A 22,219-nucleotide genomic window follows, 5' to 3' on the forward strand; every position below is an offset into this window, starting at 1 on the left:
AAGGAAAAGGTCCCGCATTATATGCGAGAGTATGTGAAGTTTTCACATGATCAGAAAATTAGAGTTAAAACTTAAAATGCAGAAGCTTGAACAAAACCACTAGGATCCACTTGCCGACCCGCCTGCAAAACTTCGAAGTGTAAATGTGGCCCAGTAGACCGGCCAGTAGAGCCTACGAGCGCAACAGCTTGGCCTTTTTTAATGGCCTCACCTTCTTTTACTAAGATCTGCGAGCAATGCCCATATCGAGTGGAATAACCATTTCCATGATTAATTTCTACCAAATTGCCATAACCCCAGCGGCGATCCGCCCATGTTACAACCCCACCAGCAGCCGCCAAAATTCGCGTACCTTCCTGTGCAGCGATATCTACACCTTTATGAAACTCACGGCGGCCACCAAAAGGGCTATTACGAAAACCGAATGAGGATGAAACCCAACCATTCTTAATAGGCTGCCCAGCGGGATAAACTTCTTCTTGCAAACTCCGGGTTTGCAGCACGCCCTCTAGTACAACGAGTTGTTGCTCACGCTGACCTAATTCGCTAGACAGGCCTTCAATAGCCTGCTGCAACCAAACGCCATCATCTTCACTCTGCGCTTCGCCCAATGACTCACTGGGGCCACCTAAAGCAGGAGGATTTTGAAATTCAAATTCACGGGCATCCAATTTAGCCATTTTGACCAATTTAGCGCCCAAAGCATCTAACCTCGTAATATGACCATGCATTTGCCCCAAACGCATCGTTAAAGCTTCAATTCGAGCTTGAGATGTAGCTTTTAAATCCACCAAAGCGCCACGTTGCGATTCAAGTTCACTTTTCCACGCCATAACGTAACTATTAGGATCGCGCTGCGCCCCTAACCAATACCCAAAACCCGCCAGACCAGCACAAAATCCGATCAAAACCAAGCCACACAACACATAGTGCCCGAACGAATTCAGGTCAATATGACGGCGTTGACGGCCTTTTTTAGTGATCAGGATAATATTCATTTAGCGAATTCAACAATATTTATCAATAAGATAATACACCATCCTTATGTAAGCTGGTAGTATCGGGGCTTCCCCCAATTGCCAGCATCCTAGCCTGATACACAGCCCCATGCAAAAACTGCGGCATTGCCTACCCCAGCATTTATTGATCCAACTCGAACAACATCAGCAAATCACTTTGCGGGTACGGAGCTTATTGCCGGTGGAAATAGCGCCTCACATTCAAGTCGCGCGAGCAGATAAAACCAGCCTATTTCTAATTTGTACTTCGGCAGCATGGGGCAGTCGTTTACGCTTTTTACAACAACAGCTGCTGAGCCAACTACAAGCAGAATGGCCGAAGTTGGAACTTATCAATCTTCAACTAGCCCCAAATACCAGCGAAATTGTACGTCCTGCGGCAAAACGACCTTTTAGCCGTAAAGCCGGAGAAATCATTCAGCAATTAGCTAATGCGATAGAAGATACTGAATTAAGCGAAGCCTTGGCGCGTTTAGCAAAACGCAGCAAGACCACTAGAAATTAGCCTACTGCGGCGATCGGCTGAGCATAAGAGATAGGCGCAGTCGCAGCGTCTTCAAAAATCACTTCTTCCCACGCATCTTCGTCCTTAATTAAGGCGCGCAATAAGCGATTATTCAACGCATGGCCGGATTTATAGCCAGAAAATGCACCGATTAAGCTATGGCCTAATAAATACAAATCACCGATAGCATCCAGAATTTTATGTTTAACAAACTCGTCTTCATAACGCAGACCATCTTCATTTAACACGCGGTAATCATCAACCACCACGGCGTTATCTAAACTACCACCGAGCGCTAAATTTTGCTCGCGCAACCGCTCCACATCCCGAATAAAACCGAAAGTGCGGGCGCGACTGATTTCTTTCATAAACGAGGTGCTAGAGAAATCTATTTCAGCGACTTGATTCGCTGTTTTAAAAACCGGATGGTTAAATTCAATAGTAAAACCTACTTTGAAACCATTAAATGGATCAAATCTAGCCCATTTACCATCTTCTTCAACGATGACGGCTTTTTTAATTCGAATAAACTTTTTAGGCGCATTTTGTTCGACAATGCCTGCCGATTGCAGCAAAAACACAAAAGGTCCGGCGCTGCCATCCATAATCGGAACTTCGGGCGCAGTGAGTTCTACATACGCATTATCAATTCCTAAACCCGCCATCGCGGACAACAAATGCTCTACCGTAGAAACACGCGTATCACCACTGCATAAGGTGGTAGATAACAAAGTATCACCTACATTTTCAGGTGCGGCTTTAATTTCAACCGGCACTTCCAAATCAACGCGTCGAAAGGTAATACCCGAATCGATAGGAGCCGGCCGCAAGGTCAGATAAATTTTTTCGCCAGTGTGCAAACCAATTCCGGTTGCCCGGATAACGTTCTTCAACGTACGTTGCTTAATCACTCAACAAACCTCTTATCATCGAAAACAGCCCAAAATCTGCATAGGTTCGGGATCATACACAAAAATGTCATACAGAGTAAGGCGCTAGGCTCACGGCCGTGAGCCTTACACTAACAAACACCCCTATAAAATAAATGGATCAATCAGCTTGGCGACGCAAGAAAGCCGGAATATCTAAATACTCTGTATCGATGCCGTTGCGGCCAAAATCACCACTGGGTATCGTGCGTTTATCACGAATGGCAGTAGGCGTTTCAAACTGTTTGTAATCAACATCGCCACCCGCTGCGCGTTCAACTAAGCGTACGGCCGGTTTAGTATTATCTTGGCCTTGACGCGCAGGTGAATTCAAACCGGTTGCAACTACCGTAACGCGTAATTCACCTTCTAACTCCGGATCAATAACCGTACCGATCACAATGGTTGCATCATCCGACGCAAATTCACGAATGGCTGTACCCACTTCTTCGAATTCACCAATTGATAAATCCAAACCAGCAGTAACATTAATTAAAATACCGCGTGCGCCACGCAGATTTACATCTTCTAATAACGGACTAGCGACCGCCATTTCAGCTGCTTCGCGCGCGCGATTGGGACCACGTGCAACACCGGAACCCATCATTGCCATACCCATTTCAGACATCACCGTGCGAACATCTGCAAAGTCGACATTAATCAAACCCGGTTTAGTAATTAATTCTGCAATGCCCTGTACCGCACCTTGCAAAACATTATTAGCACTTTTAAATGCTTCCAACAAACCGGTGTCTTTACCTAATACGGTTAACAATTTTTCATTAGGAATCGTAATCAATGAATCCACATGTTGACTCAACGCGCGAATACCTTCGTTAGCCAAATTCATGCGCTTAGTACCTTCAAAAGGAAAAGGCTTAGTCACAACGGCAACCGTTAAAATTCCCATATCTTTAGCCAGTTGCGCAATCACCGGTGCTGCGCCTGTACCCGTGCCACCACCCATACCAGCAGTGATAAACAACATGTCAGCGCCGGCAATTACGTTTTGAATACGCTCACGATCTTCTAATGCAGCTTGTCGACCAATTTCAGGATTAGCACCTGCGCCTAAGCCTTTGGTGATATTGCAACCAATTTGTAAATTAGTTTTTACTTGCGCATTTTTTAATGCTTGTGAATCTGTATTTGCACAAATAAATTCCACGCCGTCAATATGCGAACCTAACATATGACTAACCGCATTGCCGCCGCCACCGCCAACACCGATGACTTTAATAACCGCACTTTGGCTATAAGTATCCATTAATTCAAACATGATGCTTCCTCCAGTTTTATATTTAAAATTTAAATTTCGTAATTAAAAATTTCCACCAAACCATTCTTTCATGCGCTGCCAAACACCTTTAATGCCAGCATCACCATAAAAATCTTTACGTGCTTCTCGATTAGCATGACCAAACAACAATAAACCTACGCCTGTTGCATGAATTGGATTACGAACAACATCGAACAATCCACTCACATATTGCGGCACACCTAAACGCACCGGCATATTAAAAATTTCTTCTGCCAATTCAATAACGCCTTCCATTTTTGCACTGCCGCCCGTTAACACTACGCCTGCCGCGATTAAATCTTCATAACCACTGCGCCGTAATTCTGCCAGCACCAAATCCATCAACTCAGCGTAACGCGGCTCAACCACATCAATTAAAGTCATGCGCGATAATTTGCGCGGCTCACGATCACCCACACTCGGCACTTCAATCGTTTCTTCAGGATTAGCCAATTGACGTAAAGCACAAGCGTATTTAATTTTTATTTCTTCGGCATGTTGTGTAGGCGTACGCAATGCAACGGCAATATCATTCGTTACTTGATCGCCTGCAATAGGAATCACCGCAGTATGGCGAATAGCGCCTTCGGAAAAAATTGCGATGTCCGTGGTGCCGCCGCCGATATCAACTAAACAAACACCCAAATCTTTTTCATCTTCCGTTAACACCGAATAACTGGATGCTAGCTGCTCTAAAATGACATCATCAACTTCTAAGCCACAACGACGCACACATTTAATAATATTTTGTGCAGCACTCACTGCGCCCGTAATTAAATGTACTTTAGCTTCGAGCCGCACACCGGACATACCAATCGGTTCTTTAATGCCTTCCTGACCATCAATAATAAATTCTTGTGGCAGAATATGCAGAATTCGTTGATCCGCTGGAATCGCAACCGCACGCGCAGCATCAATCACACGCTCAACATCTGCCGGCATTACTTCACGATCTTTAATCGCAACAATCCCGTGAGAATTTAAACTGCGTACATGACTGCCCGCAATACCAGCATACACAGAACGAATTTGACAACCCGCCATTAATTCCGCTTCTTCAATAGCACGTTGAATAGAGTGCACAGTGGATTCAATATTAACCACTACACCTTTTTTCAAACCCCGCGATGGATGCGAACCAATGCCCACAATTTCTACTTCGTTCGCAGCATTAATCTCACCCACAATCGCTACGATTTTGGAGGTACCAATATCCAAACCGACAATCATAGGTCTCTCTGTTCTTTTTGACATAACGTTGCCCTTTTAAATCCGGTTCAAGGTAAGTACTTCAGGCGCTTGACCTGATTGCCAAGCAATCGACAAACCATTTGCATAACGTAAATCAATCGTTTGAATGCGCTCAGGATATGCATAAAAATGCTGCTGAAAGGCACTTATAAAACGTTGTAATCTATATATTGATAAATCTTTACCTAACGTTAGCGCGATGCCATTCGATAATTTTGCATGCCACGCTTTTCTATCGTCTAACGTAAGCTGCACTACCGTTAGATTTAATGGAACTAACTGCGTTTGCAACCATTGCCAGGTTTGCGCAATATGTTTGGCGTCTTGTGGAACGCCTTGAACAACAGGCAAAATCATGCGCGAATCAATATGCGCGTGTTTAAAAATAAAACCTTCTGCATCAATATACTGATCACTACCCCAGCGTGCGATAGGCTGACGCTCTACTAATTTTACGCGCAACGCATTTGGCCACTGCTTAGAAACTGCAGCAGTTTTAACCCAATCCACATTGGCCAACGTTTTTTGTGCGTCTTTTAATGTGATACCAAAAAAACCCTGCTGCATATAAGGCGTCATTAATTGTTGTATGTGCACTGCTTGTTGATTATCAAATTCTCCTTCAATTTGCAGTACATTAATTTGATACGAAGCCGAATAACGCTGCATACCCAATACAACAATTGAAATTAGCGCCGCTAATAAAACAATAACTATGGCCATTTTTATTATGCGGCGTTTACGCGCAACGGCATCTTCATCCACAGCAACTGGCGCAACAGTGGAACGACCTCCACGAATCGATTCAAAACGCGGTTCAATACGTTGCGTCGGTACGCGTCCCCGTTCACGTCCCCGTTCACGTCCCAGGTCACGTTCCGGCGCGCGCCGGTGTTTCGCTGGCGAGGGTAAAGATTTCATATCTAACAAAGCTTCACGCGCCATGAGATATTTCCTTCGCCGCAAAATTGAAATTAAAGCTGGTGTCTAAAATGCCTGCGACTAATTGTTCAAAAGAAAAACCGGCTTGTTTAGCAGCCATCGGTACCAAACTATGATCAGTCATACCCGGCACCGTATTAACTTCAATCAACCATGGCTCGCCTGATTCTTCTACCATCAAATCGACACGCCCCCAACCACTCGCGCCTACCGCATGAAATGCTTGCAACGCTAATGCTTGATAACGCAATTCTTCTGCAGTAGATAATCCACAGGGACAGTGGTAACGCGTCTGATTGTCTTGATATTTGGCATTAAAATCATAAAACGCACGCGGCGTTTCTAAACGAATTAAGGGCAAAGCCTGATCATTTAAAATAGATGCGGTGTATTCACGACCCGTAATCCATTTTTCTGCAAACACAGCGCCATATTTTTTAGCTTGTTGCCATGCGCCCGCTAAATCTTCGGCTTTTTCAACTTTACTCATACCGATGCTAGAACCTTCTAACGCAGGTTTAACAATCATCGGCAAACCAATTTGCTGCAGCACAGCAGGTAAATCTGCCGCGCTGTTAATTTCATAATGAATGGGTGTAGGCAACGCTAACCCACGCCATAACTGTTTAGTGCGTAATTTATCCATCGCAATTGCCGACGCCATTACACCGCTGCCGGTATAAGGTAATTCTAAAAACTCCAACACACCTTGCACCGTGCCGTCTTCTCCGCCACGACCGTGCAAAATATTAAACACTCGATCAAAACCACCGCGCTGTAAAACATCAATCAAATGATGATCTACATCAATCGCGGTTACATCTATACCTAAAGACTGCATAGCGGCGAGCACTGCGCCGCCACTGCGTAAAGAAATTTCTCGCTCTGCAGCCCAACCACCCATCAATAAAGCTACACGACCATATTGTTGTGCGTTAATGCTGCTCATGACGCATCCCCTACTACTCGCACTTCAGTCTGTAATGAAATACCGGTATCTCGCATCACTACGGTTTGCACATGACCAATCAAACGCTCAATATCAATCGCACTGGCTTTGCCACGATTCACAATAAAATTAGCATGTTTAGGCGATACCTCAGCATCACCCATACGGAAACCTTTTAAGCCGCAACTTTCAATAAGACGCGCAGCATAATTATTAGGCGGATTTTTAAAAACCGATCCACAACTATAAACACCAATCGGTTGTGTAGTGCTGCGTTGATTTAATAATTCTTTAATGCGTTCTTCGCCCGCTTTTATAGCGTCAGAACTTTCGACTTTAGAAAATTTTAATTCTGCAGCAAAAAACCAACCTTGCGCAGGTGTTGTAACATGACGATAAGCAGTTAAAAATTGATCCTTATTCATCCATTGATAGGATTCCGACATCGACAACCATTCAACACGCTGCACTACATTCCATGTTTCACCACCAAAGGCACCCGCATTCATGGCTAATGCGCCACCCAGCGTGCCAGGAATACCTGCAAAAAATTCTGCGCCGATTAAACCTTGACGCGTCACTGCGCGTGCGAGCTGTGCACAACTTACACCCGCTTCTGCTAATACAATGCCGGTTTCAGCATCGATTGATAATTTCTCAAACACACCTTGCAAACACACTACCCAGCCACGAATGCCGCCATCACGCACTAACAAGTTACTACCCAAACCAACAAATAAAATCGGTTCATGCGTCGTTTGCAATAACTGTATTAAGTCATCACGATCTGCCGGCTTAAAGAAATAATCAGCAAGCCCACCTACACGCCATGAGGTATGTTTAGCCATGGGTTCATTACGCAGTACTTGACCACGCAATCCTATTGATTTACTCGCGGCCATCATGCGCGCGCCTCTTGCAAGCGTTGCGGCAATTGCTGTGCCATCGCACCAATATCACCTGCACCCATTACTAAAACCACATCATTCGCTTGCAATACATCAGTTAAGGTGTCGGGCAAATCAACAATGCGCGGAATAAAAATCGGATTTAATTTACTACGTGCACGAACAGCCTGCGCAAGCGCTCGACCATCTGCGCCCGCAATTAAAGTTTCACCAGCAGAATAAACTTCACACAAACACAAAACATCCGCTTGACTTAAGACTTGTGAAAAATCATCCATCAAATCATGCGTGCGTGAATAACGATGCGGTTGAAATACTAAAACGATGCGGCGATCTGGCCAGGTTTCACGCGCCGCGGCCAACGTTGCACGAATTTCAGTCGGATGATGACCATAATCATCCACTAAGGTCACTAGACCCTTAGCCATTTTAATATTATTAGTAATTTGAAAACGACGACCGATACCTTGGAATGATGCTAACGCTTCTTGAATTTTATTTAATTCAATTCCAAGCTCAACAGCAACGGCAATAGATGCCAAGGCATTTAATACATTATGTCGACCTGGCAAAGCCAGATCCATAGTTGAACGTGCGCCGTCTTTAAGCACCACATCAAACCGTGTACGACCATTCCCTGGTTGTAAATTTTCAGCTCTAACGTCTGCAGCGGATTCAATGCCATACGTTAAAACGGGACGACCAATCTCCGGCAACAATTTATGCAACACCGGATCATCCGCACATAGAACCGCTAAACCATAAAAAGGCAGCTGATGTAAAAATTGTAAAAATGTCGCGGTTAATTTATTAAAATCATTTTCATACGTTGCCATATGATCGGCATCAATATTAGTCACTACGGCAATAATAGGTTTTAAATATAAAAACGACGCATCGCTTTCATCCGCTTCTGCAACTAAATATTCGCCTGCGCCCAATTGCGCATGCGTGGCGACACTATTTAGCTTGCCACCAATGACAAAAGTCGGATCTAAACCAGCGCCCGCCATAATGGTTGCAATAAAACTCGTGGTTGTGGTTTTACCATGCGTACCGGCAATCGCAATGCCTTGCCGAAAACGCATAATCTCTGCCAACATTTCAGCGCGAGAAACAACCGGAATTAAATGCGCATGCGCTGCTAATACTTCAGGATTATCATTTTTAACGGCACTCGAAATAACCACCACATCAATAGCATTTACATGTTGCGCATCGTGACCTTCAAATATAACGGCGCCGCGTCGCGATAAACGATCCGTTACAGTACCTAATTTTAAATCCGAACCGCTTACTTCATATCCCATGCCTAACAACACATCCGCGATGCCGCTCATACCTGCGCCGCCAATGCCAATAAAATGCACGCGCCGAACGCGACGCATGCGATGACGCCAAGCATTCATTTTGTGTTCGCTATTTGCAGTATTCATAACGTATCCATCAAACGACTATCAATTAATTCTAAACATTCGTGAATAACTGTTTCCGTTGCATCAGGTTTTGCTAAAGCACGCGCTTTGTTAGCCATATCACGCGTCCGGCCACGATCAATTAACATTTCACTTAACCAATCACCAATTAATGCAGGTGTCCATTGTGCTTGTGATGCCAACAACGCTGCGCCATTGTCCACCATGAAACTTGCATTAACGGCTTGATGATCATCCACAGCGGCAGGAAATGGCGTCAAGATTGCACCTAAACCAACGGCAGTTAATTCCGCAATCGTCATTGCGCCTGCGCGACAAATTGCAATATCCGCCCACGCATATGCTTCCGCCATATCTTCAATGAATGCACTTACTTGCGCTTCCACACCCGCTTCTTGATATAAATTTTCTGTTGCGGCGACATGATCACGACCACATTGATGACGCAACAATGGGCGAATATCTGGCGGCATGCTGCGAATCGCTTCAGGCATCGCACGATTTAAAAAAGTAGCGCCTTGACTGCCACCTAAAATCAACACACGCAAGGGTCCTGTTCTTCCTTGCAAACGCACTGCAGGATGAGGCAACTCTGCAATATCACGTCTAACTGGATTGCCGGTATACAAAGGCATATACACTGCAGAAAAAGCCTGCGGGAATGCTTGCATCACGGAATCTGCGACACGCGATAACATACGATTAGTTAAACCTGCGACTGCATTTTGTTCATGAATCGCTAATGGCACTTTTAATACATAAGCAGCTAAACCGCCGGGCGCTGCAACAAAGCCGCCTAAACCTAATGCTAAACGTGGTTTTAAACGTAGAAAAATACCAAGCGCACATAACACTGCGTAAATTAATTGAAAAGGCGCGCACACTTTACGAAAAATATTTTTACCACGCACACCTGCAATCGGTAACCACTCAACCGTAAAACCAGCAGCAGGCACTACTCGCGCTTCTAAACCTTGTCGCGTACCCAACCATACAACGGGGATATTACGTTCGCGCAATGCACGCGCCACCGCTAAAGCAGGATACACATGCCCGCCGGTGCCGCCCGCCATTATTAATACTGGTCTGTTATTATTTTTTTGCATCATTCATCACCACGTCGTGCAGATGCCAATGATGGCGTTAACGCTTGCGTTTCTTGCAAAGCAGTTTCTTTGTGAACACGTAACAACAAACCAATCGCTAAACACATCACCATCAAACTAGAACCGCCCGCACTCACTAATGGCAACGTTAAACCTTTAGTAGGCAACATTCCCATGTTGACACCCATATTGATAAACGCTTGCACACCGATCCATAACGTCAAACCATACGCTAAATAAGCGCCATACCATTGTTCACGACGCTCAGCAGCAGCGGCAATACAAACACCGCGCCAAATAATCACAAAAAATAGAATTAAAATAATAAGCACACCTAACAACCCTAATTCCTCAGCAATAATGGCAAACAGAAAATCATTATGCGCTTCAGGCAAATAAAATAATTTCTGCACACTCGCACCTAAACCGACGCCCGTAATGCCACCACTGCCAATGGCAATCAACGATTGCGATAACTGAAACCCGGTATTAAAAGGATCCGCCCATGGATTTAAAAAAGTGGTTAAGCGTTGCAAACGATACGGTGATGAAATGGCCAATACCGCAAAAGCAACTACAAAAGAAAATAACACGCCGCTAAAACGCCACATATTAGCGCCCGCTAAAAACAACATGCCTAAACCTGCGGACAACAACACGACGGTCGAACCGAAATCGGGCTGCAACAATAAAAAAATACCGGCAATGCCAAACACAATTAAAGGCTTTAACAAACCCATAACTTGCTCAGCAACTTCGGCATAACGCCGTACTACATATCCCGCTAAATACATTAATAAAAACAAACGCGCGGGTTCTGACACTTGCAGACTAACGCCGGCGAGACTTAACCAACGTGTGGCGCCATTCACAGAACGACCAATGCCGGGAATCAACACTATAATTAATAAAAACAAACCAAAAATCATCAAGCTACTGCTCGCACGTTGCCAATGCGCTAACGGAATATGCTGCGCCATCACGGCTAAGGTCACACCTAAACCCATATATAAAATGTGGCGTTTAAAATAATAAAATGGTTCCCCTAATTGCTGATCCGCCATGGTGATAGATGCGGATGCCACCATCACTGCACCTAACATCAACAAAACGATAACCGCCATGATCAAGTAATAATCAACACCTAAGGTCAATGGCACCGCCGGACGCGCCGCTTTGCCGTTTGAACCAAGACCAATATGCACAATCGCGTTCATTGCGTTAATGCCTGCACACAGCTAGTGAACTCATCACCGCGATGCGCATAGTTACGATACATATCTAAACTGGCGCACGCGGGAGATAACATCACCACATCGCCCGCTGTCATCAGCGTCATACTTTTAGCCACAGCGGCTTGCATATCGCTAACGAAATAACACTGCGTCAAATCGCTTACTGCATCTGCAATGTGTTGCGCATCACGGCCTAATAAAATAATCGCCTTTACTTTATTTTTAACGCTTTCTCGCAAGGTTTTAAAATCGGCGCCTTTGCCATCACCGCCAGCAATTAAAATCACAGGCTGAGTCATGCCGTTCAAAGCGGCTGCGGCTGCGCCAATATTGGTGGCTTTTGAATCATTATAAAAACGCACATCTTTATATTGCGCGACTAAATTACAACGATGTGGCAAACCTGCAAATTCACGCGCTGCTTGCAACATAGCCGTCATCGGTAATTGCAAAGCCTCACCCATAGCCAAACAGGCTAAAACATTCGCTGCATTGTGTAGACCTGCGATTTTTAATTCACTAACCGCTAATAATTTTTCATTGCCACGCATTAAATAATTTTGCTCATCAATGAAAGACAAACCATATTGCTGTGCAGCGGGCTGATCTAAACCAAATGAAATGACGTTACTTAATTTTTCTGCCATTGCCTTAACAACCGCATCATCACGATTAACGATATTAAATTTAGCGTATTTATAAATACGCGCCTTCGTATCGGCATAAGCTTGCAGATCAACATAGCGATCCATGTGATCTTCACTTACATTTAACACAATCGCGACTTCTGGTTTCAAACTAAACGTCGTCTCTAACTGAAAACTTGATAACTCCAATACATAGGCCGTCGGTGCTGGCGTAGTTAACAAATCTAACGCCGCCGTTCCTAAATTTCCGCCAACACATACGCTGCGATTGGCAGCCGCAATCATTAAGCCGAATAAAGTCGTAACAGTGCTTTTACCATTTGAACCTGTTATCGCCACAACCGGCGCATTAACCGCTTGCGCAAATAATTCAATCTCACCAATAACTTCAATGCCTTGTGCTAATGCACTTTGCACGATGGGCAGCTCTAACGCCAAGCCCGGACTTAAAACAATACGGTCGATACCGTCTAGTGAAAGATTTGCAAAATCACCAAGGTATAAATCACTATTAACAAAGTTAGTTTTGAATTCCACTAAACCGGGTGGTTGCGCGCGCGTATCTGCCATTACGAATTTAATATTTTGCTTTGACAAATAACGCGCACACGCCATTCCACTAATGCCCATGCCGAGCACTAAAGTAGTTGTTGCTGTTTGCTGTTTTGTCATCGCTGCTAACATCTCAACGGATCTTTAACGTCGCTAATCCAACTAACACTAAAATCACGGTGATAATCCAAAAACGCACTATCACACGCGGCTCCGGCCAACCTTTTAATTCAAAATGATGATGCAAAGGTGCCATTTGAAAAATACGCTTACCCGTTAACTTAAATGAACCTACTTGCAACATGACTGAAACCGCTTCAATCACAAATACACCGCCCATAACGAACAACACTAATTCTTGACGCACTAACACCGCAATCAAACCTAATGCCGCACCCAACGCTAACGCACCCACATCACCCATAAACACTTGTGCGGGATACGCGTTAAACCATAAGAAACCTAAACCTGCGCCCATGAGCGCAGAACAAAATACAATTACCTCACCCACACCACGCACATAAGGAATCGATAAATATCCAGAATAAACAACGTTACCCGCCGCATAAGCAAACACCGCTAAACCACCTGCTACTAATACGCAGGGTAAAATCGCTAAGCCATCAAGCCCATCCGTTAAATTCACTGCATTGCTGGTACCTACGATTACAAAATAAGTAAACGGAATAAATAACCAACCCAGATCAAACGTTAAATTTTTAAATACGGGAATTAACAACATAGTTTCTGTATGACTGGTTGCGGTGTAGTACAAATAAAAACCAACACCTAACGCTACGACTGATTGCCAGAAATATTTATAGCGCGCTGATAAACCTTTAGGATTACGCAAAGCAATTTTTTTATAATCATCGACCCAACCAATCGCGCCATACAAAGCCGTCACTATTAATAAAACCCAAACATAACGATTACTTAAATCCGACCACAGCAAGGTCGATGTAAAAATCGCTACTAAAATTAATGCGCCACCCATCGTCGGTGTACCGGCTTTTACTAAATGTGTTTTAGGACCATCATCACGTACACTTTGACCCATCTTATAAGTAGTCAACCAGCGGATCATTGCTGGACCAATTAAAAATGAAATGAATAAAGCCGTTAACGCGCCACAAATGCCGCGCAACGTTAAGGCTTGAAAAGCAGCAAACCCTGGATGATATTGTTTCAGTATTTCAAATAATTCTAATAACACAGGCTCACCCTTTTTTCGCGATCGGTTTAGTGACGCTGCTGGTATCAAGCAAACCAGCAATAACGCGTTCCATTTTGGCGGCACGCGAACCTTTAACTAAGACATTAACATTCGCACGCGCTACGCTCCGCACAGCCGCGACTAATGTTTCTATATCAAAAAATATTTCTGCACCGTCTCCGAATGCTTTAGCAGCAGCAGTGGCGAACTCACCGATAGCATACAAACGAGTGATACCTAATGTTTTTGCACGCACACCAATATCGGCATGCATAGCAATACTGTTATCACCTAACTCACCCATATCGCCTAACACCAACCATGCTTCACCAGGCAATTGACTAACCACATCTAAAGCGGCGCGTAACGAAGCAGGATTTGCGTTATAAGTATCATCTAATAAATTTAAACCATTAATACCTGCGACTGGCATCAAGCGACCTTTAACTGGCGACAGCGCAGCTAACGCTGCAATCATGCTGTCAAAATCTAATGCGAGTTCAGCTCCCACTGCTAATGCAGCCAATGCATTACGCATATTGTGCGCACCCGGTAATTGCAGTTTTAAATGTGCTTTATGCGCAGGCGCAATCACCTCCGCACTGCCATCGGCGTTCAACTGTGCACGAATGTCGGTAGTCACATCATTATTCAAACCGAAACGGCGCACTACACGGGGCTCAGCTAAACTTTGCCAATACGACGCATATACATCATCAGCATTAATAATCGCCACACTACTAGCAGGCAATTCTTCGAATAATTCACCTTTTGCTTTAGACACACCTTCCACGCTTCCAAAACCTTCTAAATGCGCAGGCCCAGCATTCGTAATCAAACCATGCGTAGGTTTTACTAATTTTGTTAAGTAACGAATTTCTTCAGGATGATTTGCGCCCATTTCAATCACGGCGGCACGATGTTGCGCGGTAATACTCAGCAAAGTCAGCGGCACACCAATATCATTATTAAAATTGCCTTGTGTTGCTAACACTTCACCACCTTGACGCAACACTGCTGCAATCATTTCTTTCACAGTGGTTTTACCATTGCTGCCGGTTAAACCAATAACAGGAATTGCAAATTGCGCGCGCCATGCCGCCGCAAATAATCCTAATGCGATGCGTGTATCGGCTACTACAATTTGTGGAATCTTTACCGCTTGCGCTTGACTAACCAAACAAGCTACAGCACCTTGTTTTTCCGCTTCCGCCACAAACGCATGCGCATCAAAACGTTCGCCAGCTAATGCTACAAAAAAATCACCAGCTTTTAATTGGCGACTGTCCGTACAAACACGGGTATAAAAACCATCCGCGCCGACTAATTGGCCATTGACTACGTTTGCAATTTCACTAAAACGCCATTCACGAATACTCATACAACACGCTCCGTGGGTGTTGCATATTGCGTTAATAAAGCATTTACAGTTTCAATATCGCTATAGGCTAAACGTTGTTGACCGATCAGTTGATAATCTTCATGGCCTTTACCCGCCACTAAAATACAATCGCCTGCTTGCGCTTCTGCAAGCGCTTGCGCAATTGCAGTCGCACGATTCAATTCTGTTGATACATGTTGAGTGTTGGACATGCCAACAATAATAGCGTCGGCAATTGCAGCAGCGGATTCACTGCGAGGATTATCACTCGTCACAATCACGCGATCAGCTAAACTGGCCGCAATACTGCCCATCAGCGGACGTTTACCGACATCGCGATCACCACCGGCCCCGAATACACAAAACACTTTGCCAGTTGTATGCGCGCGTGTTGCGTGTAGTGCAGCTTCTAAAGCTTGTGGCGTATGCGCATAATCAACAATAACAGTAGGTGAATTATTTTGCTGCAGGCCTTGCATGCGTCCAGCAACGGGTTGTAACGATGCTACTGCTTGTCGAATATCAGCAACAGAAAATTTCCAGCCGTGCAGCACTGCAACCACCGCCAAAACATTCGCTATATTGAAACCGCCTAACAATGCACATTCAACTTCAAACATTTGCTGCTGAATTCTGATCCGCAGACTCAAGCCTTGCGCTGAATACTGGACATGAACAACGCCGATATCGGATTTTTTATTATTAATATCAGCAGAATACGTGACAGCATCAGGATACTGCTGCTTAATTGCTTGACCAAAAACATCATCAATATTTAATACGCGTGTACGCACATCTGGCAAAGCAAACAAACGCATTTTCGCTGCACGATACGCTTCGATAGTGCCGTGATAATCCAAATGATCACGCGCTAAATTTGTTAACACAGCGGTATCGAATAACAAGCCATCAACACGTGCCTGTGCCAAACCATGCGAAGATACTTCCATTGCCGCATAATGCGCGCGTGCATTTACAAATTTTGCTAAAAGACTATTTAAGGTAATTGCATCCGGCGTGGTGTGTGCAGTTACTTCTAATTGCCCATACAAGCCATTGCCTAAGGTCCCTATCACACCGCAGGTTTTATTCAACGCCGACAATGCTTGCGCAATAAACTGACTTACCGACGTTTTACCGTCTGTGCCAGTCACACCAACCAAACGCAATGATTTTGAAGGCTCAGCAAAAAAGCGATGCGCAATCAAACCCGCCACCGTATTTAATGCGGGCATTGCTAATAAAACGACGCTTTTTTCTTGAGCGTGACGCACTACATCAAGCGCGGGCATTGTTTGAGTAAGTACCGCAGTAGCGCCTTGTTCTATTGCTGCTTTTATATATAAAGAACCGTTTTGTTGCTGACCATCCAATGCTAAAAATAAACAACCTGTACTGACTGCGCGACTGTCTAGCGCGATAGCATTAATTAAAACAGCAGGTGCCGACACCTGAACAATACCGGCCAGCAGTTGATCTAAGGTCCAATCTGGTTGCTGATGCGCCGTCATCATGTACGATCCTCATGCGCAACAACAATTGGCAGTGCTGATTGTGCAAGTAAACTTTGCGGATCATCAGGCGCAACATTTAATAAACGTAACGCTTCGCCCGTTACTTGCGAAAACACCGGTGCGGCAACATCACCACCGTAGTACAAAGAACCGCGTGGATCATTCACCACAACCACTGTCACTAAACGCGGACGCGTTGCCGGCGCCATGCCAGCGAAAATTGAAACATAACGACTTTCTTTATAACCGCCATTCATATTTTTCAGCGAGGTGCCGGTTTTGCCAGCAACTTCATAACCTTGAATGCGCGCTTTGCGACCCGTGCCTTCTTCAGTTACCACCGCATGCAACATCGCGCGTACCGAACGTACCGTGGTTTCACTAAACACACGTGGTGCATCTAAAAAATTAGCATTACTTTTTTTCGGTAACAAACTAATAGGCACATCACGTCCACCATTTGCTAACACGGCATACGCATGCGCCAACTGCAATGGCGTTACCGAAACACCGTAACCATATGCAATCGTAGCTTTATCAACCGGCACCCAACGTGAAGCATTAGTTAAATAACCGCTCGATTCACCAGGAAAACCGCTTTGTGTGTTACGCCCAAAACCAACACTGTTATAGGCATTCCATAATGTACTGCCCGGCATGCTTAAAGCAATTTTGGACATACCGACATTACTAGAGTATTGAATAATATCGGTTAACGAAATCACACCGAGATTTTTGTGATCTTTCACCGTTAAATTATTTACTTGCAGTCGACCGGGGTTAGTATCAATTTTAGAATCTGCTTTATACGCACCAGTTTCTATAGCTGCGGCTAATGCAAACGGTTTAATTGTTGAGCCCGGCTCAAATACATCGGTGATAGCGCGGTTACGATATAAATCACCACGACGGACACTGCGATTGTTGGGATTAAATGACGGCTGATTCGCCATTGCTAATACTTCGCCGGTATAAGCATCCAGCATCACCACTGAACCGGAGGTCGCATGCGTTTTTTGCATGGTGGCTTTTAATTCGCGATACGCTAAATATTGCAAACGCGCATCTATGCTCAATTGCACATCTTGACCAGCTTGCGCTTGTTTTATTTCTTCCAAATCTTCAACGACATAGCCGAGCCGATCACGAATAACGCGCTTAGAACCCGGCTGCCCTGCTAACTTTTTATCAAACGCTAATTCGATGCCTTCTTGACCTGCATCATCAATATTCGTAAAGCCTAACAAATGCGCAGACACTTCTACGGTAGGATAATAACGACGATATTCACGCTGAAAATATACGCCTTGTAATTTCAGCGCTTTAACTTCATCAGCACGCGCCGGCGGTAAATGACGCAACACATAAACAAACTCACGATCACGCAAAGCCATTAAACGGCGCGCTAATTCTTCACCCGGTAATTTTAATTCTTTAGCTAAGGTATAAATTGTTTTGCGATTTTGCAACACTTCGCTGGGATTGACCCACAAGGAATCAACAGGAGTACTGACGGCTAATGGCTCGCCATTACGATCCGTAATCACACCACGATACGCCGGTTCTTTTACGACGCGCTGTTGACGCGCATCACCTTGCTGCGTCAAAAAATCTCGATCAATCACTTGCAAATAAACGGCGCGCACGCTTAACGTTAACCATGCCACCGCTAACAAAATAACGATGACTAAGCGTCGATTGGAATAAGCTTTTTGACGAATCGCCGCAGCCATTATTTCAGCCTCACGATCGCGACACGACCCGCACCGGGAATTAACATTTTAAGTTTTTCATTGGCGGCTTGCTCGACACGACTCGGCGTCGCCCACGTGCTTTGCTCTAATTGCAGCTGACCATATTCAACTGACAAGCCATCATGCGTACGTCGCAATTGTTGCAACTCAGAAAATAATTTACGCGTTTCATGTTTGGTGTAAACCACCGACAACGCGGATATTAATACCACACCCATCAACACTAAGATCAGCATCGAGTCACGCATCATGCGAGCAACTCCGCTATGCGCATAATGGCACTGCGTGCACGCGGATTACGCATCGTTTCTTGTTCGCTAGCACGCACTGGTTTGCCCACCACATGCCAACGCAAACTCCGCTCAACATTCACCGGCATACGACGCGGCACCCGCACTTGGGTACTTTTTTCACGCACAAAATTTTTCACCACACGATCTTCCAGTGAATGAAAACTAATCACGACCAAACGTCCGCCGACTTTTAACAAATCTACACTCTGGGTTAACACTTGTTCCAATACATCCAACTCACGATTAATAAAAATACGAATCGCTTGAAAACTACGCGTAGCAGGATGTTTATGTTTATCTTTGCGCGGCACCGCCGCCGCTACCACTCGGGCTAATTGCAAAGTCGTGGTGAAAGGTTGCTCGATGCGCGTTTCAACAATGGCAGCAGCAATGCGGCGTGAAAAACGTTCTTCGCCTAATTGCCACAACACCGTCGCAATCTCATCTTGCGCAGCACTGTTCAACCATTCTGCAGCCGTCATACCTGCGGCGTTATTCATGCGCATATCTAAAGGACCATCGCGCATAAAACTAAAACCACGTTCTGCATCATCAAGCTGTGGTGATGACACACCTAAATCAAATAACAAACCATCCACACGACCTGCCACACCCCAGTGCTGGCAAAATTCATTCAAGTTCGCAAACGAGCCATGCTCAATCACAAATCGGGATTCCCCTGCAAAACGAATCTGTGCTGCCGCAATTGCTTGCGGATCTTGATCCAACGCAAACATCCGACCCGCTGGACCTAAACGATGCAAAACAGCCGCGCTATGTCCGCCGCGACCAAACGTTGCATCGATATACACGCCATCCGGTTTTATGTTCAAAGCTTCAACAGCGGCTTCAAGCAATACGGTTTGATGCGGCATCTTATAAAGACAACGAACTTAAATTACTGGGCAAATTTTCAGCATCCGTCACCGCGCCATCTAACCAAGCTTCGCGACAACGATTCCAATGTCCTTCATCCCACAATTCCAATTTTTTACCTTGGCCAATCAACACAATTTTTTTGTCCATGCCCGCGTATTCGCGCAAAGCCGTTGGCAACAAAATGCGGCCACTGCCATCCATCTCCACATCATCCGCATGCCCCACCAACAAACGCTGCACTTTGCGCGACGCAGCATCAAAACTGGATAAAGCATCAATCTTGGTTTGAATCACTTCCCATTCCGGCAAAGGGTAAAGCAGCAAACACGGCTCACGACTCGAATTCGTCGGATCAATCGTGATCACCAAACAACCGGCACAACTCTCCAGCAGGCGCTCGCGATACTTCGCTGGCATCGCCATTCGCCCTTTTGCATCCAGATTAAGTTGAGTAATGCCTCGAAACACAGTCCACTCCAAGTCGATTAACCAAACTGCAGGCGTTTCAAGCACCCACAATTTCCCACAATTCTCCACGTGAAGACACTATAGGAGTGAAATCTCCACTTTGCAAGTCAATTCAAGACACAAAACAGGGAATTTCTGCTTTAAAGACAAAGACTTAGCGAGTTTGAAGAGAGCTTTACGAGAGCATTCATGAGCTTAATTTGACAAGCTCAGAAGTTACTTTAAGTATGAAATAAAAATGTTTTGCAGCCGCAACGGGCCAAATTGAACAATGACGCAGAAATAAATCAGAAACGAACAAGAAAAGCCGAAATAGAACCCAAATAGCAAAATGCCCAGCACGCTATATATAGGTATATATAGAACGATGGGCAGATTAAAAAAAAGGAGTTAGCCGATAAGCCGGGTTCTGTCGAGGGCAATCATTCCTCTAGGACGTTTGTCACCAAACGCCTCCAGCAACCTACCCGGGAACAGCGCGGGCCACGCCAATGTTCCCCTATTTGGTCTTGCTCCGAGTGGGGTTTGCCCTGCCACACCTGTTGCCAAGTGCGCGGTGCGCTCTTACCGCACCATTTCACCCTTACCGTTTTGTTGCCAAACCGGCGGTATATTTTCTGTGGCACTTTCCGTCGACTCGCGCCGCCTAGGCGTTACCTAGCACCCTGCCCTATGGAGCCCGGACTTTCCTCCCGATCTTCAACGAAGATCCAGCGATTGCCTTGGCCAACTCCGGAGCGGAGAGTAGAGGTTTACGTGCGCGAGCTCAACCTAAATCGATAGAAGATTTGCTCAAATGAATAAGGCAAATTTACGTGAAATAACAGTAGCGGCTGTTCTTCGGCAAATTACCGATCTGGCTATTCGTTACAAAAAATCAAAAAGTATGACTTCTTGATTTTGAAAAAGAATTTCCCGAAGGATTATTTAATGTTGCACTTGTACATTGAGTCTAAGCTGACCCCTTTAATTATAGGGTGCACTTGGAACTTGAATTCACCTCTTTAATTCAAATAAGCGATAACCAGTTTTTTACCAATCGATTTTTCATATTCACGTGCGAATTTATGATGCCAATACCAAGAGCACAACAACTCATATGCTCCCCCCACACAATAACCAACCATTAACAATATTATTATGGAAGATGCAGAACCTGTTAAACCTGCAATAGCTGCTAGAGCCGCTCCCGCGATTCCATAAGATTGCGCCTCCTTAGAACTGATGTATTTTCTTACATAAGCTGTTCTAATATCTAAAATGCCATTTTTCAAGTTATCATCGTCGAGCATATTATATTGAGAAGTAACGATAAATTTTTTTGTAACGCTTTTTTTACAATAAAGAAATGTAAAGACCATTGAAAAAATAATTAGTAGGAAAATAATACACTTAATATAAAAAGAAAAATTATATTGAATTACTAATCCGCGCATATTGAACAATGAAAACCCCAACTGACCAGCCAAAAGCATGTATATAACGTATGTACAAGATTCTAAATTAATGTATTTAATATAACTATGACGATCCAAAAGATAAGCGCCATAGAATAAAACATAAACCACGAGGCAAAATAACGACCCACGATAAAATAATGGCCATACGCTATTATCTTCGCTTAAAAACAAGAAAGATAAAAACCAAGTAAGCAATAAGCAATACGGCATCATGCACAATAAAAGATTTATCCTATTTTGCGGAGGTCCAAATTCTCTATAATTATGAAGCTTTTTAGCCAGCCATTTACCCATCAGAAAGAAATCTCACCATATTAGCCACTGACCCCTATAGTAACGCCTTTAGCCATTAAAGGGGTCAGAGCCCTTAAAAAAACAAATTTCATCATAGTCTTCGCCCTCTATAAAATAATTTTTCTGTATTTACAAGTTTTCGCAAAAACAAACTAGCTTTTTTAGCTGCCTATAATAATAC

At 44.5% G+C, this 22,219-nt stretch carries 20 protein-coding genes and 1 other RNA gene; 1 reads left to right on the forward strand and 20 read right to left on the reverse strand.

From position 1 onward, the window contains the following. Positions 1 to 71 precede the first annotated feature (71 nt). Positions 72 to 998: a M23 family metallopeptidase gene (locus tag H0W44_10035; protein MBA3582778.1), complete on the reverse strand. Its 927-nt coding sequence runs from the start codon at positions 996 to 998 to the stop codon at positions 72 to 74. A 109-nt stretch (positions 999 to 1,107) separates the two neighbouring features. Here H0W44_10035 and H0W44_10040 point away from each other — a divergent pair, with 109 nt between their 5' ends. Continuing rightward, entirely contained in the window at positions 1,108 to 1,524 is a 417-nt protein-coding gene (locus tag H0W44_10040) for a DUF721 domain-containing protein (protein MBA3582779.1), read from the forward strand. Here H0W44_10040 and H0W44_10045 read toward each other — a convergent pair. From H0W44_10045 to H0W44_10135, 19 genes are all read right to left on the reverse strand, one after another. After that, positions 1,521 to 2,435: a UDP-3-O-acyl-N-acetylglucosamine deacetylase gene (locus H0W44_10045; protein ID MBA3582780.1), complete on the reverse strand. Its 915-nt coding sequence runs from the start codon at positions 2,433 to 2,435 to the stop codon at positions 1,521 to 1,523. The two genes, H0W44_10040 and H0W44_10045, sit on opposite strands and share 4 nt — an antisense overlap. A gap of 139 nt (positions 2,436 to 2,574) precedes the next feature. Then, complete coding sequence (ftsZ, locus tag H0W44_10050; protein MBA3582781.1) at positions 2,575 to 3,732, reverse strand: cell division protein FtsZ; 1,158 nt, start codon at positions 3,730 to 3,732, stop codon at positions 2,575 to 2,577. 42 nt (positions 3,733 to 3,774) lie between these two features. Beyond that, the gene (gene ftsA / locus H0W44_10055) at positions 3,775 to 5,007 is read right to left on the reverse strand and encodes a cell division protein FtsA (protein MBA3582782.1); all 1,233 of its coding nucleotides are present in this window, start codon (positions 5,005 to 5,007) and stop codon (positions 3,775 to 3,777) included. A gap of 12 nt (positions 5,008 to 5,019) precedes the next feature. Then, complete coding sequence (locus H0W44_10060) at positions 5,020 to 5,949, reverse strand: FtsQ-type POTRA domain-containing protein (protein MBA3582783.1); 930 nt, start codon at positions 5,947 to 5,949, stop codon at positions 5,020 to 5,022. Continuing rightward, positions 5,939 to 6,895: a D-alanine--D-alanine ligase gene (locus tag H0W44_10065; GenBank protein ID MBA3582784.1), complete on the reverse strand. Its 957-nt coding sequence runs from the start codon at positions 6,893 to 6,895 to the stop codon at positions 5,939 to 5,941. The genes H0W44_10060 and H0W44_10065 overlap by 11 nt, the downstream gene beginning before the upstream one ends. Then, complete coding sequence (gene murB / locus H0W44_10070; GenBank protein ID MBA3582785.1) at positions 6,892 to 7,800, reverse strand: UDP-N-acetylmuramate dehydrogenase; 909 nt, start codon at positions 7,798 to 7,800, stop codon at positions 6,892 to 6,894. The genes H0W44_10065 and murB overlap by 4 nt, the downstream gene beginning before the upstream one ends. Further along, the gene (murC, locus tag H0W44_10075) at positions 7,797 to 9,212 is read right to left on the reverse strand and encodes a UDP-N-acetylmuramate--L-alanine ligase (protein ID MBA3582786.1); all 1,416 of its coding nucleotides are present in this window, start codon (positions 9,210 to 9,212) and stop codon (positions 7,797 to 7,799) included. Before murC ends, murB begins: the two co-directional genes overlap by 4 nt. Before the next feature lie 23 nt (positions 9,213 to 9,235). Further along, entirely contained in the window at positions 9,236 to 10,345 is a 1,110-nt protein-coding gene (murG, locus tag H0W44_10080) for an undecaprenyldiphospho-muramoylpentapeptide beta-N-acetylglucosaminyltransferase (protein ID MBA3582787.1), read from the reverse strand. Beyond that, entirely contained in the window at positions 10,345 to 11,562 is a 1,218-nt protein-coding gene (gene ftsW, locus H0W44_10085) for a putative lipid II flippase FtsW (protein ID MBA3582788.1), read from the reverse strand. Before ftsW ends, murG begins: the two co-directional genes overlap by 1 nt. Next, positions 11,559 to 12,899, reverse strand: coding sequence for a UDP-N-acetylmuramoyl-L-alanine--D-glutamate ligase (locus tag H0W44_10090; protein ID MBA3582789.1), 1,341 nt, complete (start codon positions 12,897 to 12,899; stop codon positions 11,559 to 11,561). Before H0W44_10090 ends, ftsW begins: the two co-directional genes overlap by 4 nt. 13 nt (positions 12,900 to 12,912) lie before the next feature. Then, the gene (locus tag H0W44_10095; protein ID MBA3582790.1) at positions 12,913 to 13,995 is read right to left on the reverse strand and encodes a phospho-N-acetylmuramoyl-pentapeptide-transferase; all 1,083 of its coding nucleotides are present in this window, start codon (positions 13,993 to 13,995) and stop codon (positions 12,913 to 12,915) included. A gap of 4 nt (positions 13,996 to 13,999) precedes the next feature. Continuing rightward, positions 14,000 to 15,376: a UDP-N-acetylmuramoyl-tripeptide--D-alanyl-D-alanine ligase gene (locus H0W44_10100; protein ID MBA3582791.1), complete on the reverse strand. Its 1,377-nt coding sequence runs from the start codon at positions 15,374 to 15,376 to the stop codon at positions 14,000 to 14,002. Continuing rightward, the gene (locus H0W44_10105) at positions 15,373 to 16,890 is read right to left on the reverse strand and encodes a UDP-N-acetylmuramoyl-L-alanyl-D-glutamate--2,6-diaminopimelate ligase (protein ID MBA3582792.1); all 1,518 of its coding nucleotides are present in this window, start codon (positions 16,888 to 16,890) and stop codon (positions 15,373 to 15,375) included. Before H0W44_10105 ends, H0W44_10100 begins: the two co-directional genes overlap by 4 nt. Beyond that, complete coding sequence (locus H0W44_10110; protein MBA3582793.1) at positions 16,887 to 18,623, reverse strand: penicillin-binding protein 2; 1,737 nt, start codon at positions 18,621 to 18,623, stop codon at positions 16,887 to 16,889. The genes H0W44_10105 and H0W44_10110 overlap by 4 nt, the downstream gene beginning before the upstream one ends. After that, positions 18,623 to 18,892 (reverse strand): cell division protein FtsL, encoded by a 270-nt coding sequence (gene ftsL, locus H0W44_10115; GenBank protein ID MBA3582794.1) that lies wholly within the window; start codon positions 18,890 to 18,892, stop codon positions 18,623 to 18,625. Before ftsL ends, H0W44_10110 begins: the two co-directional genes overlap by 1 nt. Beyond that, complete coding sequence (gene rsmH / locus H0W44_10120; GenBank protein ID MBA3582795.1) at positions 18,892 to 19,812, reverse strand: 16S rRNA (cytosine(1402)-N(4))-methyltransferase RsmH; 921 nt, start codon at positions 19,810 to 19,812, stop codon at positions 18,892 to 18,894. Before rsmH ends, ftsL begins: the two co-directional genes overlap by 1 nt. 1 nt (position 19,813) lies before the next feature. Beyond that, positions 19,814 to 20,284, reverse strand: coding sequence for a division/cell wall cluster transcriptional repressor MraZ (gene mraZ, locus H0W44_10125; protein MBA3582796.1), 471 nt, complete (start codon positions 20,282 to 20,284; stop codon positions 19,814 to 19,816). A 382-nt stretch (positions 20,285 to 20,666) separates the two neighbouring features. Beyond that, an RNA gene (gene rnpB, locus H0W44_10130) (RNase P RNA component class A) lies at positions 20,667 to 21,018 on the reverse strand. 270 nt (positions 21,019 to 21,288) lie between these two features. Beyond that, positions 21,289 to 22,038, reverse strand: coding sequence for a hypothetical protein (locus tag H0W44_10135; GenBank protein MBA3582797.1), 750 nt, complete (start codon positions 22,036 to 22,038; stop codon positions 21,289 to 21,291). Positions 22,039 to 22,219 lie beyond the last annotated feature (181 nt).

This window comes from Gammaproteobacteria bacterium, assembly GCA_013817245.1.
GTDB lineage: Bacteria > Pseudomonadota > Gammaproteobacteria > HTCC5015 > HTCC5015 > JACDDA01.